The organism is Rhodococcus sp. D-46, assembly GCF_011290655.1.
GTDB lineage: Bacteria > Actinomycetota > Actinomycetes > Mycobacteriales > Mycobacteriaceae > Rhodococcus_F > Rhodococcus_F qingshengii.
Genome location: NZ_JAANTF010000001.1, coordinates 821,216 through 835,729, shown reverse-complemented (window position 1 = coordinate 835,729; position 14,514 = coordinate 821,216). Strand labels below are relative to the sequence as shown.

The window sequence follows — 14,514 nt, the reverse complement described above, 5'->3', positions numbered from 1 at the left end:
GTCAGCGCCCCGAGGCCGGCACGATCAGCGTTTGTCCCACTGACAGTCCGGAACTCGACATCGCATTGAGATCCATGATCTGCTCGATCACCGAACCGACAGCCTGGCCAGGTGCAACCTTGGCAGCAATATCACTGAGGGATTCACCCGCGGCAACGCGAACCACTTCGGTCGCGCCGTTTGTCGCAGCTACGTCACCACTCGACAAAGCGCCGATCCCCACCAACGCCAACACTGCGAATGCGGTGAATACGGCGCCCAGGAAAACCGTCTTCCAACTGACATCCTCGGCGGCCACTTCATGTTCGACCCGTGACACACCGACCCTGTTTCGGTGCGCGAAACTTCCTCCGTACGGGCGTGACGAATCGTGCTCGCTGTCCCACCGGCGAGGAGATTCGCGCAATGAACGCGAACCTGAAACCGCGCCCACCGCCGGAACCCGGCGAACGACGGCCGCCTGCGGTTCGTTGTCGACATCCCTGGCCACGCCATGCATTTCGGCCGCTCCGCGCCGTTCGAAGGACACAGCGTCTGCATCGGGCCCATAGAACGAGGGGTGGTACTTCAGTGCCGACGTACCGTCGAAACCAAACGCGTCGAAACCAATCGCGTCGTCGAAAACCCTGTTGCTTTTCAGTGCTGCGTTACCCATCGTGACCTCCGCTGGTCGACACCGATCGATGTGTTCGATCATGCGTTCGATGGAACGCATGTTCGAATTTCTACCACGCCTGGCCGACAATGTCTCTACTTGGAGCGACACGAATCGAACAGATGTTTGAAACCGCGAGCAAATCCGGCTAGATTCGTGTCAGACCACACAGCGGGAATTGCGAAAGCCTCCGTGTTTGTCGACAGCTCGAATGTTGGCAGGAGGCACCGACAGGTTTCTGCGCGACTTGCACCAGGCACTTTGCAGGCACTTTTGCAGGCAGTTTTCAGACACGACTTTTTCAGACACGACTTCTTCAGACACGGAGGCAACAGGCCATGAAGGACGATCGCTCCAGCACAGCCGCGGAGGCAGGAGCTTCTGCAGTTCCGTCTCCGTCGAGCGAGACGCTCACCGAGCGTCAGCGGCGCGTTCTCGAAGTGATCCGCGATTCGGTGACGGAGCGCGGGTATCCGCCGAGCATTCGCGAAATCGGGGATGCGGTGGGGCTTACCTCCACGTCGTCGGTCGCGCATCAACTGCGAACGTTGGAGCGCAAGGGCTTCCTTCGACGCGATCCCAATCGCCCTCGTGCAGTCGATGTTCGGGGTCTCGACGAGGTTGCGGCCGATACCGCCATCGCGTCGGTGTCGAAGCATTCCGGCGAGTACAACAGTGCCGACCCGCTGCCAGAGCCGGCGTTCGTCCCCATCCTGGGCCGCATCGCTGCCGGCGGACCGATCCTCGCCGAGGAAGCTGTGGAGGATGTGTTTCCACTCCCCCGCGAGCTCGTCGGCCAAGGTTCGCTCTTCATGCTCAAGGTTGTCGGTGAGTCGATGATCGATGCAGCGATCTGCGATGGCGACTGGGTTGTCGTCCGTCAGCAGAACGTCGCCGAGAACGGTGACATCGTGGCCGCAATGATCGACGGCGAAGCCACCGTGAAGACGTTCAAGCGTACGAAGAAGGAGGTGTGGCTGATGCCGCACAACGACCTCTTCGAGCCGATTCCCGGCAACAACGCCGTCATCTTGGGCAAGGTTGTCACGGTCATGCGGAAGATCTGAGTTCGCTCGCACCCTCGATCACAAAACTCTGGGCCCCGGCATCAGCCGGGGCCCAGAGTCTTTTCGTGACGATCAGCGGTCCATCACCCGAATCAGAGATTCAGCGAACGTCCGATGATCTCCTTCATGATCTCGGTTGTGCCACCGTAGATGGTCTGCACACGAGAGTCCATATACGCCTTGGCAACCGGGTATTCCTTCATGTAGCCGTAGCCTCCGTGCAGCTGGAGGCAGCGGTCGATGAGCTTGACCTGAGCTTCGGTGGTCCACCACTTCGCCATCGCAGCTTCCTGCACGGTCAGCTTCTCGGCATTGAGCTGCTCGATGAACTTGTCCACCAGGATGCGCACTGCCGTGGTCTCTGTTGCCAATTCGGCCAGTACGAATCGGGTGTTCTGGAAGCTGCCGATCGACTTGCCGAATGCCTTGCGGTCACGGCAGTACTGGATCGTGCTCTCGAGAACCGATTCCATTGCGGCGGCAGCAACGACGGCGATCGAGAGTCGTTCCTGGGGAAGGTTCTTCATCAAGTAGAAGAAGCCCATTCCCTCTTCGCCCAGCAGGTTGGCAGCGGGAACGCGTACGTCGGTGAAGCTGAGTTCGGCGGTGTCCTGAGCCTTCATGCCGATCTTGTCGAGATTGCGTCCACGCTCGAAGCCGGGCATGTCCCGCTCGACCACGAGGAGGCTGAAGCCCTGAGCACCCTTGTCCGGGTCGGTGCACGCGACAACGATGATGATGTCGGCGTTGATTCCGTTGGTGATGAAGGTCTTCGAACCGTTGAGTACCCAGTGGTCCCCGTCGCGAACTGCTTTCGTCTTGATGCCCTGCAGGTCGCTACCGGTACCCGGTTCGGTCATCGCGATCGCCGAGATCAGCTCACCCGACGCGAATCCGGGTAGCCAACGCTGCTTCTGCTCCTCGTTGGTCAACTCCAGGAGGTACGGCGCCACCACGTCGTTGTGCAGCGTGAAGCCGATACCACTGAAGCCACCCTTGGTGGTTTCCTCGGTGATGATCGCGTTGTAGCGGAAATCCTTGACACCGCCGCCGCCGAATTCCTCAGGTACCGCGGTTCCCAGGAATCCCTGCTTTCCGGCCTCGACCCAGACGTCACGATCGACGATGTTCTGCTCTTCCCACTTCTCGTGGTTCGGTGCCACGTGCTGTGCCAAGAACTTCTGGTACGACTCCCGGAAGAGTTCATGTTCCGGTTCGAACAGGGTGCGCTCCACGCCGACTCCTTGCAATTCGATATACGGCACTTCAGTGATGTACCCGGTGGGGACGATGTACCCGGTCGGGATGCTTTCGCTGAGACTGGGCACGCCGAAGTTCGCGGGCCCACGTCACTGCCTCCGACGGTAGAACCTGTTGCGATACCCGTCGATGACCCGAACGATCACGATTCGTGACTGTAGCGGTTATCTGTTACTCGAAGTACGGAATTTGGCGAGGTATCGCATGATCGGGTAGGCGACCAAGATGCCGATCGACCCCCAAGCGATGCCGCCCAGCTCGACCGAACCAATGGTCAGCGTCAGGTTCCCGATGCCGGCAACCAGTGCGGCAGCGGCGACGGTCAGGTTGACCGGATCGGTGAAGTCCACCTTCGCTTCCATCCAGATGCGCACACCGAGAATGCCGATGAGTCCATAGAGAACCATCGTCGCACCGCCGATGACGCCGTTCGGAACCGTGAAGACCAGTGCACCGAATTTGGGCGAAAATGCCAGGATCACGGCGGTGGCGGCCGCTACCCAGTACGCCGCGGTCGAGTACACACGCGTCGCTGCCATGACCCCGATGTTCTCGGCATACGTGGTGGTTCCGGATCCGCCGCCGGCGCCCGCCAAGGTCGTGGCGAGACCGTCTGCAAACAGCGCATTGCCGGCCAGGTCATCGAGGGACTTACCCGTCATGGCGGACACCGCCTTGACATGTCCGACGTTCTCGGCGACCAGAACGATCACCACGGGCAGCGCGAGCACGATCACCGACCAGTCGAACGACGGTCCGTGCAGACTCGGCAGCCCGAACCAGTCGGCTTCGCGCAGAGCGGACACTCGTTCACTGTCGAGACCACCGATGACCGCGGCGAAGACCCAGCCGATCACGACGCCGACCAGAATGCCCAACCGGCCGAGCAGCCCGGGACCGACGACCGTGACCAGCAGGATCGAAACGAGCGTGACCGTGGCGATCAGCGGCTGCGATTCGAAGGAACCGACCGCCGTCGGAGCGAGGTTGAGACCGATCAGCGCGACGACGGCGCCTGTCACTACCGGCGGCATGACGGCGTCGATGACCCGGCTGCCGATCAGACGTACGGCGACGCCGATCAACATCAACACGATGCCGACGGCCATGACGGCACCGAGCTGCGCGGCCGGGCCCGATCCTGCCGACGCTGTCAGCGGGGCGATGAACGCGAAGGACGAACCGAGATAGCTCGGGATCCGGCCCCGGGTGATGAGCAGGAACAGCGCGGTGCCGATACCCGAGAACAACAGCGTCGTCGTGACGGGGAAGCCGGTGATGGTCGGAACGAGCAGTGTCGCTCCGAACATCGCGATGACGTGTTGCATCCCGATTCCGATGGTGCGCGGCCAACTCAGTCGTTCGTCCGGCGCCACGACGGCTCCGTCGGCGATCCGCTTGCCGTCTCCGTGGACAGTCCAGCCGATTCCGCCGGCCCCGGTCATTGTTTCTCGTTCGATCACAGGTCGAAATACTAGAGGTCAGGCGCTCGGTCTCCGACCGAGACCAACGAAACCAGTTCAGCTGATTGCGTCGGCCGCCGCTTTGCGCGCTGCCACCGGATCACCGGTTGCCAGCACCGCCGCCGCAGCCGCCTCACATTGCGCCATGGTGACTGACCCGACCTTCGCTCCCACACCCGCGACCGACGCCGCAGCGCACGACAGCGAGGAAACTCCGAGTCCGGCCAGAACACACGCCAACAGTGGATCGGCGGCCGCCTCACCGCAGACGCCGACGCGCTTGCCTGCCGCCTGACCGGCCTGGGCCGTACGTGCGACAAGGGCGAGCACCGCGGGCTGCCACGGATCGGTCAGGTCGGCGAGTTCGGAGGACATCCGATCAGCGGCCATCGTGTACTGAGCGAGGTCGTTGGTACCGATCGAGAGGAATTCGACGTGTTCGAGAATCTGGTCGGCCAACAGCGCCGCCGCCGGGATCTCCACCATCACACCGGGAACAAGATCGCGTGCCCGCACCGCATCGGCAAAACGTTTCGCCTCGGCCGGGGTGGCGATCATCGGTGCCATGACCCACGGGGACGAGTTGGTCGACGCCGCGGCTGCCGCGATCGCGTCGAGCTGGCGGTCGAGAATTCCCATGTCCTGCCAGGCGATTCGGACCCCACGAACGCCGAGTGCCGGATTCGCTTCCTCTTGATGGTTGGCGAATTTGAGCGGCTTGTCCGAACCCGCGTCCAACGTGCGAATGATGACCTTCTTTCCTGCGAAGGCCTCGAGAACTTCGGCGTAGATCGCCGCCTGCTCGTCTACGGTCGGTTCGGTCTCACGGCCGAGGAAGCAGAGTTCGGTCCGGAAGAGCCCGATGCCTCCCGCTGCGGTCAACGCCGCGGCGCGAGCGCCCGCGCCGTCTTGAACATTGGCGAGAACGTCTACCGGCCGACCGTCCGACGTCCGGCCTGGTCCGGTCCACGTGCTGACGCGTTCGCGATCGATCCGGGATTGTTCGACCAGTTCGCGCGCCTGTTCGGGATCCGGCTCCGCGATCACGTCGCCGGTGGTTCCGTCGATCAGAATCGGTGTTCCGGCCGCGATGGATTCCAATTCCTTCGCAGCCACGATGCACGGGATGCCCAACTGCCTCGCGATGATTGCCGTGTGGCTGGTCGGGCCGCCGAAGATGGTCACGAGTCCGATGATCTTGGTTGCATCGAGGCCCGCGGTGTCCGCAGGAGCCAGATCGTCCGCGCACAGCACCGACGGCGTCTCGGGCATCGGAACTCCGGGTTCGGGCAATCCGGAGAGTTCGGCGATCACGCGGTCGCGGATGTCCTCGAGATCGGTGACGCGCTCGGCCATCACACCGCCGACCTTGGTGAACAGCACCACGAACTGCTCCGTCGCCGCGATCGCAGCCTGCACCGGGGGCACTCCGCCGGCGATCGACTTCTTTGCCGCCCCGATCCAGCCGCGATCGGCTGCCATCGCCGCGTTGGCCTGCAAGACCTCGGCGGCCGCGCCTGTGGCTTCGGCAGCCCGTCCGAGAAGGCGGTTCTCGACAGCCTTCGCTGCTGCGACGAAGGCGTCTGCAGCGGCCTCTCGATCGGCCTCGTCGAGTGCGGGCGCATCGGTGACGAGTTCTGGTCGGCTGGACGGCCAGATAGCCGGGCCGTAGGCAATTCCGGGCACGACGGGGGTGCCGTGCACGGTGATTCGGTTGAGCTGTTCGGTCATCTGTCCTCCTTGAGCGATGGGCCCGGTGTCACACCGGATCACCTCGAGCGCGTAAAGCCCTCACCTTCGTTGTGACGAAGATTACTCCCAAGTCTTGACATGTCAACACACTCGGGCGTAAAACAACATAAAGCAACATTCACTGTGATCCACAACGCACCGTCGGATCACATTTCGGAATCGGAGAGCACGTGTACGCGGAAGAACGCCAACAAGCGATCGGCACCATGGTGTCGCAGCGCGGACGCATGTCCGTGGCGGCGCTGTCGGAGACCTTCGGTGTGACCACCGAGACCGTGCGTCGCGATCTGGCCTTCCTCGAGCGGATCGGACAGATCAGGCGTGTACACGGCGGCGCCGTTCCGACCGGATCCCTCCACGTGACCGAACCGGGCATGGCGGAACGCGATCAGACCCGCGCGCAACAGAAGGACCGGATCGCCCGCTGCGCGGTCACCTATCTCCCTCCTACCGGCGGCAGCGTCATCTTCGACGCGGGCACGACCACGGGCCGCATGATCCCCGAACTTCCGACCGAGAACGACTTCACGGCCGTGACCAATTCCGTGCCGATCGGCGCACGACTGGCATCGATGAACTCGATTTCCCTGATCCTGCTCGGCGGACGAGTACGCGGGGTGACGCAAGCCGCGGTCGGCGAGGACGCTCTGCGCCTGCTGAGCACGTTGCGGGTCGACGTCGCCTTCGTCGGAACCAACGCGATCAGCGTCGGGCACGGACTCTCCACCCCGGACAGCGAAGAGGCCGCCGTCAAACGAGCGATGGTCAAGGCCGCCAATCACGTTGTCGTGGTGGCCGATTCCAGCAAAGTCGGCCGCGAGCACTTGATCAGCTTCGCACCACTCGACAGCATCGACGTCCTCATCACCGACGAAGAGATCAGTCCCACAGACACATCCGAGTTCCACGACCACGGAATCGAGGTGGTGATCGCATGATCGTCACACTGACAGCCAACCCGAGTATCGATCGGACCGTACAACTCGAGCAACGGCTCGAACGAGGCTCCGTCCTACGCGCCCACTCCACTCGCAGCGACCCCGGCGGCAAGGGGGTCAACGTGGCGCGCGTTCTCGCCGCAGCCGACCTCGACGTGCTCGCGGTGCTGCCGGGAAACGGTGGTGACCCTCTGCTCTCGGCGCTCGCAACCGGTGGGATTCCCCACATCGGCGTCGCCACAACGGGTCCGGCTCGCACCAACATCACCATCGCGGAACCGGACGGGACCACGACGAAGATCAACGAACCGGGCGCAACGCTGTCCGGTTCGACGCTCGACGCCCTGGCACAGGAGTTGATCGCCCGCGCCGATACCGCACTGTGGTTCGCGCTGTCCGGCTCACTGCCTCCCGGCGTTCCGCTGGGGTGGTACGGCGAACTGGTCGCCGCGCTGCGCGATCACCCGTGCAAGGTGGCGGTCGACACCTCGGACGCCCCACTGACGGCACTCGCCGAAGGCTTCCCCGGCTCGGCACCTGATCTGCTCAAACCCAACGGCGAGGAACTCGCGCAACTGACCGGCGTCGACGGCCACGTCCTCGAACGTGCTGCCGAGAACGGTGATCCCGGGCCTGCAATCACGGCGGCGCAGCGATTGGTCGATCGCGGAGTCGGCAGCGTGCTCGCCACGCTCGGCGCAGCCGGGGCCGTCCTCGTCACGGCCGACGGCGCGTGGATCGCCACCGCTCCCCCGATTGTCGCAGTCAGTACCGTCGGCGCAGGCGATTCGTCGCTGGCCGGCTACATCCTCGCCGAAGCGGGCGGCGGCTCGGAATCCGAGCGGCTACGTCACGCGGTCGCCTACGGAAGCGCCGCTGCCTCCCTTCCCGGCACAACCCTTCCCACACCCGAACAGATCGATCTGGCAGCGGTTTCGGTATCTGCAGCAGATGCCGCCTCTCCCATCCCCGTCCCCACCGAACTCGCCTGACGCCCTAAGGAACCTGACATGTCCGATACCACCGCAGCCGGCAGTTCCGGCCCGGAGATCATCAGTCCCGAACTGATCTCACTCGACACCGACCTGGGTTCGACCAAGGAAGATGTCATTCGTTCTCTCGCAGCGCGATTGACTGCAGCGGGACGGGCGAGCGACGCCGCGGGACTGGTCGATGCCGCACTCGCTCGCGAAGCGCAGTCCGCGACCGGACTGCCCGGCGGAATCGCAATTCCCCACTGCCGCGCCGAGGCTGTCTCGTCCGCGTCCCTGGGGTTTGCTCGACTCGATCCGAAGGTCGACTTCGGTGCACCCGACGGCCCCGCCGATCTGGTCTTCCTGATCGCGGCACCCGAAGGCGCCGGGGCCGAGCACATGAAGCTGCTCTCCTCCTTGGCCCGAGCACTCGTCAGGCCCGCGTTCGTCACGTCACTTCGTGAAGCGTCGACGCCGGACGAGATCGTGAGACTGGTCGACGAGGTACTCAATCCCGCACCGAAGGATCCTGCAGCAAATGCTGCGGCAGCGACACCCCCGGCACCTGTTTCCACCGGGAAACACGCTACCGAGGAGACCCCGGCACCAGCGCCCGCGGAGCGTCACATCGTCGCGGTCACCGCCTGCCCGACCGGAATCGCTCACACCTACATGGCGGCGGACTCACTCGTCGCCGCGGGTGAACGCGCCGGCGTCAAGGTGCACGTCGAAACGCAAGGTTCGAGCGGAAGCACCCCCCTTGACCCTTCGGTGATCGCGGGAGCCGCCGCGGTCATCTTCGCCACCGACGTCGGAGTGAAGGGCCGCGAACGATTCGCCGGTAAGCCCGTCGTCGCTTCCGGTGTGAAGCGGGCAATCAACGAGCCGGACAAGATGCTCGCAGAAGCGTTGCGCGCCTCCGAGAATCCCGCCGCCGCCACCGTTGACGGCACCGCCGCAGCGGCCGCGGATTCCGATGCCGGTTCCGTAGGGTTCGGCACCCACCTCCGTCAGGTCCTCTTGACCGGTGTCAGCTACATGATCCCGTTCGTCGCGGCCGGCGGTCTGCTGATCGCACTCGGCTTCCTGCTCGGCGGATACGAGATCTCCGGTCCGGCCAAGGACATCGTTCTCAACAACTCGATCACCAACCTTCCCGACGGTGGTCTGGCCACCTATCTCGGCGCAGTGCTGTTCCAGATCGGTTCCTTGGCATTCAGCTTCCTGGTGCCCGCCTTGGCCGGCTACATCGCCTTCGCCATCGCCGACCGGCCTGGCATCGCTCCCGGCTTCACAGCCGGCGCGGTCGCCGTGTTCGTCGGTGCCGGTTTCATCGGCGGCTTGGTCGGTGGTCTCATCGCCGGTGTCGTCGCGCTCTACATCGGCCGGATCGCCGTCCCGCAGTGGCTGCGAGGCCTGATGCCGGTGGTGATCATTCCGCTGTTCGCGACGCTGGTCGTCGGAGCACTGATGTTCATCGTCCTCGGGCGTCCGCTCGCCGCGATCACCTCCGGTCTCACCGACTGGCTCAACGGACTGTCCGGCAGCTCGGCCATCTTCCTCGGCATCATTCTCGGCCTGATGATGTGCTTCGACCTCGGTGGACCGGTCAACAAGGCGGCTTACGCCTTCGCCGTCGCCGGACTCAACGTCAACGACCCGGCCACTTTGCGCATCATGGCGGCTGTCATGGCTGCCGGTATGGTTCCGCCGCTTGCCATGGCACTTGCCTCGACGGTGCTGCGTCCCAAGCTCTTCAGCGAAGCCGAACGGGAGAACGGAAAGGCTGCCTGGTTGCTGGGTTCGGCATTCATCTCCGAGGGCGCGATTCCGTTCGCCGCTGCCGACCCGCTTCGCGTGATCCCCTCGATGATGGCGGGCGGCGCGGTCACCGGCGCGCTGATCATGGCTTTCGACGTCACTCTCAGCGCCCCGCACGGCGGGATCTTCGTCTTCTTCGCAGTCGGCGGAATCGGCTGGTTCCTGGTCTCGCTCGCCGCGGGAACCGTGGTAGCTGCGCTCGCCGTCGTCGGAGCCAAGGAGTTCTTCCGCAAGGGGCCGTCCGATGCCGAACTCGACCCCGAAATCGTGCCCGCTGCGGCATGATCGACAGCAGGCAACACTGCAGTCACCACCTGAGTCACCAGATCTGCCCGAACACCCCATAACGTCCGCAACGACAGTTCTACAACGAGGAGATCCCATGCCCAGCAAGACAGTTGCCGTCGGTTCCGCAGTCGGCCTCCACGCCCGCCCCGCCGCTCTCATCGCCGAAGCAGTCGGAGCCTCCGGCGCCACGGTCACCCTCGCAGTCGCCGACGGCGAACCCGTGGATGCAGGTTCGGCACTGATGATCATGACGCTCGGAGCCGCCAAGGACACCGAAGTAACCATCGAGTCCGACGACGCCGACGCACTCGCCAAGGTCGCCGAGCTGGTAGCCGCTGATCTCGACGCCTGACCTGATATCAGTCGGTGCTGTGTAGCGGGCCGGACACTCTCACGGAGTCAGTGCGAGTGTCCGGCCCAGCCAGTCCATTTCGAGTTCCAGAGCAGTGCCCCACACATCACCCGAGTGCCCGCCGGGAAGGGTGTAGTAGTCCACGTTCATGTCGGCGGCGCGTGCAGCCTCGAACATGATCTCCTGCTGAGGGCGGTAGATGTCGTCGTCCTCACCCGCGACAAATACACCAGACAACTGCGGATACCGATTCTGCGCCATCAGGTCTCGGGCGTTGACCGCGTCGAAAGCGTCTTCGTCGCCGTCGAACATGGCAGCCACAGTGTCCTCGTGGTCACCGGTCGACGGTTCGTCCTGGCCGGAGAAGTCCAGGAACGACGGGTATCGGTCCGGGAAGTTCACGGCCATTTCGATCGCGCATGTCCCGCCGTACGAAAACCCACCGATAGCCCATTGCGCAGCGTCCGGATTCACTTGAAGGTTCGATTCGATCCAGTTCGGGACGTCCTGGTCCAGATACGTCGCGACGTTGCCGAGCGCCGAATCCATGCAGCCGGGGTTGGCGTCGTAGTCCCCCAACGCGTCGGGCACCACCACCACGGGAGCAAGCCCGGAATGCCTCGACGCATAGGCGTCGACGGTGGTCGCGAGCCGGCCACTGTCCAGCCAGTCGCTGGGGCTGCCGGGTTCACCCGCCACCAACACCAGTACGGGCAACTCGGCACGCGGATCGGCAAGATAGGCCGGCGGGAGATACAGCGTCGCAGGCCTCGCGTCGAATCCCGAAACGTTTCCTGGAATCGCCGCTTCCGTCACGACACCGTTGCTCGGCATCCGCACCGGAACCTGCCAATGAGTTTCGGTGGGCAGTCCCCGTTGTACCCAAGGTTCGGCCCCGGGGAGCGAATCGAAGGCAACGTTCTCGACCGAGCCCACCGGCCAGTGCCCGACCAGTGAGCCGAGTGTGGGATAGGTGCCGGTCTGCGCGTTGACCTGACCTACTGCGACGATCGCGGCCAGCCCGGCGAATGCCGTCACCGAAAGGCCACGCGCAAGCCCTGGGCGCCGAAGGAGAACGAGTGCGGCGCCGATGACTCCGAACATCGCCAGCGCTATCCAGACAAAATTCGACGCCGGTAGCTGCGCGGGCAGCGGCCGAAAGCTGAGCCACACGAACGTCGCACCGGTGGCTGATCCGAGCACTGACAGAACTAGCGCAACCAACGCGGCCCTACGCGGCAACCACCGAAGCAGAAGCAACGTGCCGACGCCGACGATGACGGAACCCACGAGCAGCACTGCGGTGATGTGTCCGTGCTCGAGTGACATACGCGAGAGCCGCGTCAGGAGTTGATGCCCGTGCATTCGTTCCAGTATCCACATCTACCGGCGGTCTGCGAATTCGTGGAATTATTTGGGAATCAGCGGCGTCGTCGAAATCTCACGAACGCCGCGCCCCCGATCGCACATCCTGCCGCGACCAACCCGGCCCACACGAATGTCCACGGATCGACCCCGACACCGACCGAACCGTCAGACGAGTCAGCCGTCGCTTCTGTCGCGTCCACGAGCGCTCGCATCACGTACACCGGCGGCAACGCTCCGCCGGCAGATTCAGAACCGATCAGAACATCGCCCGCATCGTTGAATGCCACCGCCTCACCCTGAGGCTCCTTCGGGAGCGGGATCCGCAGCGGTTCGGTACCGGTGAGCGTCGCGCCGATTCCGCCGTCCACGACTTCGTACAGGTACAGGTCGGAGTAACTCCGAAGTGCGATCGCCGAACCGTCCGACGACACCGCTCCCCCGGTGAACATCACCGACACGGGCTTCTCCGGTCCGAGGGACACGGCTCCGACGCGCTCGAGCGGCGTCGGGCCGGGCTGCGCCAAGTCACTCAGTTTCTGATCCCCGACCGGTGTGTAGACACTGCTTTCGCCGAACAATTCCTTGGTCACGACAAAAACGTGGCCGTCGGGGTCGAGCAGTATCGACTCGGTGTCGTGCGCACCGTCCGGGTACGTGAGGCGGTGCAACGTACCGCCACCGGAATCGAGGTCCATCGTGATGAACGCCACTGTTTCGCGGGTCCGGAGGTTGTCACCGGTGTCCGACAGAACGAGCGTTCGCCCACTCACCGCAAGATCTTCGACGTCGTAAGGATCTATCGGGACCGGAATCTGTTTCTGGACAACACAGTTCAGGTCCATTTCGAATACGAAGTCGTCACTGCCGCCGTCGCCCATCGCGTAGATCCGATCGTCGACGACGACCATCCCCGACAACTCCTGGAGCGCAGGATCGGTAGGCGTACAGAGTGGGGCGAACTCGCTCGGTTCGAACGACGACGCCTGTGCGAGCGCTCCGGGAAGCAGTGCGGTTGCCGTAGTCGCAGCAATCACCGCGACCACGGCCCCGAAACTACGCACTAGGTGCGTACTCGACCAATGCCGAGGCCAACATCTGTGGCACGCGTGCGTGCACCCGCGTTCCCGCCTCTTCGTGAGTCGATTCCAAAATCGTTCCGTCCGAGTGGATTCGAGCCATCAAGTCACCGCGCGTGTACGGCACCAGCACGTCGACCTCGACCTCCGGCCGAACCAGCACCTCGCTGAGATGTGCTCTTAGTTCGGCGATTCCCTCACCCGTCCGCGCCGAGACGAACACGGCACCAGGCAACAGACCACGTAGTTGCGTCAACGTAACCGGATCTGCCGCGTCGATCTTGTTGACCACGATCAACTCCGGCGGAGCCTTCGAATCCGTCTCGCGCAGAACATCGGTGACGACTTCCCGAACAGCCTTGATCTGTTCTGTCGGCAACGGATCCGAACCGTCGACGACGTGCAGCAGTAGATCCGCGTCGGTTACTTCCTCGAGAGTCGAGCGGAATGCCTCGACCAACTGAGTCGGCAGGTGTCGCACGAAGCCGACCGTGTCGGTGAGTACGTACTCGCGGCCGTCGTCGAGTGCTGCGCGGCGAGTGGTCGGGTCCAAGGTGGCGAACAACGCGTTCTCCACGAGCACACCCGATCCGGTGAGCGAATTGAGCAGACTCGACTTGCCCGCGTTGGTGTATCCGACGATGGCGATCGACGGGATGTCGCTCTGCAGTCGACGTGTGCGCTTGGTGTCGCGAGCGGCCTTCATGCCCTTGATCTCGCGGCGTAGTTTTGCCATGCGCTCACGAATACGGCGGCGGTCCGTCTCGATTTTCGTTTCACCGGGACCACGCAGACCCACACCGCCGTTACTGCCGGCACGGCCACCGGCCTGGCGCGACATCGACTCGCCCCAACCACGCAGACGCGGGAGCATGTACTCCATCTGAGCAAAAGCGACCTGCGCCTTACCCTCACGCGAAGTGGCGTGCTGAGCAAAGATGTCGAGAATGAGAGCTGTCCGGTCGATGACCTTGACCTTGACGATCTTCTCCAGCGCCGTGAGCTGCGCCGGCGTCAGCTCACCGTCGCAGACGACGGTGTCGGCGCCGGTCGCCAGGACTACTTCGCGCAGTTCCTGCGCCTTGCCGGAACCGATGTAGGTGGCAGCGTCGGGTTTGTCGCGACGCTGAACCAGTCCTTCGAGGACCTCGGAGCCGGCCGTCTCGGCAAGTGCGGCCAACTCGGTCATGCTCGCCTCGGCCTGCTCGGCAGTTCCCTGCGTCCAGACGCCGACCAGGACAACTCTTTCGAGTCGAAGCTGGCGGTACTCGACTTCGGTGACGTCCTCGAGCTCGGTCGACAGACCGGCCACGCGGCGCAGGGCGCCGCGATCTGCGAGTTGCATCTCACCGGTCGACGGGTTGCCCGATGCGGACGCTGCCGTGTATTCGGCTTGCGCGTACTCGGACTGCTCGTGAGCGGTGGACTCTTCGTTTTCATGTGTGTTCGTCATACAAGATCCATGGTCCCACGAAACCTGGCCACGGTGCATCCGTATTT

At 63.8% G+C, this 14,514-nt stretch carries 12 protein-coding genes; 5 read left to right on the top strand and 7 right to left on the bottom strand.

The window, feature by feature from the left end; genetic code table 11:
* Nucleotide 1: 1 nt before the first annotated feature.
* Complete coding sequence (locus tag G9U53_RS04000; RefSeq protein ID WP_030535544.1) at nt 2–715, bottom strand: LysM peptidoglycan-binding domain-containing protein; 714 nt, start codon at nt 713–715, stop codon at nt 2–4.
* Nucleotides 716–993: 278 nt separating this feature from the next.
* Here G9U53_RS04000 and lexA point away from each other — a divergent pair, with 278 nt between their 5' ends.
* The gene (lexA, locus tag G9U53_RS03995; protein ID WP_007735195.1) at nt 994–1,722 is read left to right on the top strand and encodes a transcriptional repressor LexA; all 729 of its coding nucleotides are present in this window, start codon (nt 994–996) and stop codon (nt 1,720–1,722) included.
* A gap of 92 nt (nt 1,723–1,814) precedes the next feature.
* On the opposite strand, the gene G9U53_RS03990 is transcribed toward lexA, so the two are convergent.
* The 3 genes from G9U53_RS03990 to G9U53_RS03980 all read right to left on the bottom strand — a co-directional run bounded on the left by G9U53_RS03990 (nt 1,815) and on the right by G9U53_RS03980 (nt 6,176).
* The gene (locus G9U53_RS03990; protein ID WP_007735194.1) at nt 1,815–2,957 is read right to left on the bottom strand and encodes an acyl-CoA dehydrogenase family protein; all 1,143 of its coding nucleotides are present in this window, start codon (nt 2,955–2,957) and stop codon (nt 1,815–1,817) included.
* A 189-nt stretch (nt 2,958–3,146) separates the two neighbouring features.
* Nucleotides 3,147–4,427, bottom strand: a complete 1,281-nt coding sequence (locus G9U53_RS03985) for a solute carrier family 23 protein (RefSeq protein ID WP_020907537.1) — start codon at nt 4,425–4,427, stop codon at nt 3,147–3,149.
* A 75-nt stretch (nt 4,428–4,502) separates the two neighbouring features.
* Nucleotides 4,503–6,176: a putative PEP-binding protein gene (locus tag G9U53_RS03980; RefSeq protein ID WP_050655800.1), complete on the bottom strand. Its 1,674-nt coding sequence runs from the start codon at nt 6,174–6,176 to the stop codon at nt 4,503–4,505.
* A gap of 191 nt (nt 6,177–6,367) precedes the next feature.
* Here G9U53_RS03980 and G9U53_RS03975 point away from each other — a divergent pair, with 191 nt between their 5' ends.
* The 4 genes from G9U53_RS03975 (at nt 6,368) to G9U53_RS03960 (ending at nt 10,570) form a co-directional block, all read left to right on the top strand.
* Nucleotides 6,368–7,135, top strand: coding sequence for a DeoR/GlpR family DNA-binding transcription regulator (locus G9U53_RS03975; RefSeq protein ID WP_003942134.1), 768 nt, complete (start codon nt 6,368–6,370; stop codon nt 7,133–7,135).
* Nucleotides 7,132–8,127 (top strand): 1-phosphofructokinase family hexose kinase, encoded by a 996-nt coding sequence (locus G9U53_RS03970; RefSeq protein WP_042450660.1) that lies wholly within the window; start codon nt 7,132–7,134, stop codon nt 8,125–8,127. Before G9U53_RS03975 ends, G9U53_RS03970 begins: the two co-directional genes overlap by 4 nt.
* A gap of 18 nt (nt 8,128–8,145) precedes the next feature.
* Entirely contained in the window at nt 8,146–10,215 is a 2,070-nt protein-coding gene (locus G9U53_RS03965; protein WP_064075597.1) for a fructose-specific PTS transporter subunit EIIC, read from the top strand.
* Nucleotides 10,216–10,312: 97 nt separating this feature from the next.
* The gene (locus G9U53_RS03960) at nt 10,313–10,570 is read left to right on the top strand and encodes an HPr family phosphocarrier protein (protein ID WP_003942144.1); all 258 of its coding nucleotides are present in this window, start codon (nt 10,313–10,315) and stop codon (nt 10,568–10,570) included.
* Nucleotides 10,571–10,609: 39 nt separating this feature from the next.
* Here the strand turns inward: G9U53_RS03960 and G9U53_RS03955 are convergent, their stop codons facing one another.
* Genes G9U53_RS03955 through hflX form a run of 3 tightly spaced genes read right to left on the bottom strand, consistent with a single transcriptional unit; the run spans nt 10,610 to nt 14,467 of the window.
* The gene (locus G9U53_RS03955) at nt 10,610–11,935 is read right to left on the bottom strand and encodes an alpha/beta hydrolase-fold protein (RefSeq protein WP_228232994.1); all 1,326 of its coding nucleotides are present in this window, start codon (nt 11,933–11,935) and stop codon (nt 10,610–10,612) included.
* A 56-nt stretch (nt 11,936–11,991) separates the two neighbouring features.
* Nucleotides 11,992–12,999 carry a hypothetical protein gene (locus tag G9U53_RS03950; RefSeq protein ID WP_073512239.1) on the bottom strand — a complete coding sequence of 336 codons (1,008 nt, stop codon included), beginning with the start codon at nt 12,997–12,999 and terminating at the stop codon, nt 11,992–11,994.
* Nucleotides 12,992–14,467: a GTPase HflX gene (gene hflX, locus G9U53_RS03945; protein ID WP_003942213.1), complete on the bottom strand. Its 1,476-nt coding sequence runs from the start codon at nt 14,465–14,467 to the stop codon at nt 12,992–12,994. The genes G9U53_RS03950 and hflX overlap by 8 nt, the downstream gene beginning before the upstream one ends.
* Nucleotides 14,468–14,514: the final 47 nt, after the last annotated feature.

Excerpts from the sequence above, each read along its gene's own strand:
- lexA (WP_007735195.1), top strand. The coding sequence starts at position 994 with ATGAAGGACGATCGCTCCAGCACAGCCGCGGAGGCAGGAGCTTCTGCA.
- G9U53_RS03960 (WP_003942144.1), top strand. The coding sequence starts at position 10,313 with ATGCCCAGCAAGACAGTTGCCGTCGGTTCCGCAGTCGGCCTCCACGCC.
- G9U53_RS03985 (WP_020907537.1), bottom strand. The coding sequence starts at position 4,427 with ATGACCGGGGCCGGCGGAATCGGCTGGACTGTCCACGGAGACGGCAAG.
- G9U53_RS04000 (WP_030535544.1), bottom strand. The coding sequence starts at position 715 with ATGCGTTCCATCGAACGCATGATCGAACACATCGATCGGTGTCGACCA.
- G9U53_RS03965 (WP_064075597.1), top strand. The coding sequence starts at position 8,146 with ATGTCCGATACCACCGCAGCCGGCAGTTCCGGCCCGGAGATCATCAGT.
- G9U53_RS03980 (WP_050655800.1), bottom strand. The coding sequence starts at position 6,176 with ATGACCGAACAGCTCAACCGAATCACCGTGCACGGCACCCCCGTCGTG.
- G9U53_RS03955 (WP_228232994.1), bottom strand. The coding sequence starts at position 11,935 with ATGCACGGGCATCAACTCCTGACGCGGCTCTCGCGTATGTCACTCGAG.
- G9U53_RS03970 (WP_042450660.1), top strand. The coding sequence starts at position 7,132 with ATGATCGTCACACTGACAGCCAACCCGAGTATCGATCGGACCGTACAA.
- hflX (WP_003942213.1), bottom strand. The coding sequence starts at position 14,467 with ATGACGAACACACATGAAAACGAAGAGTCCACCGCTCACGAGCAGTCC.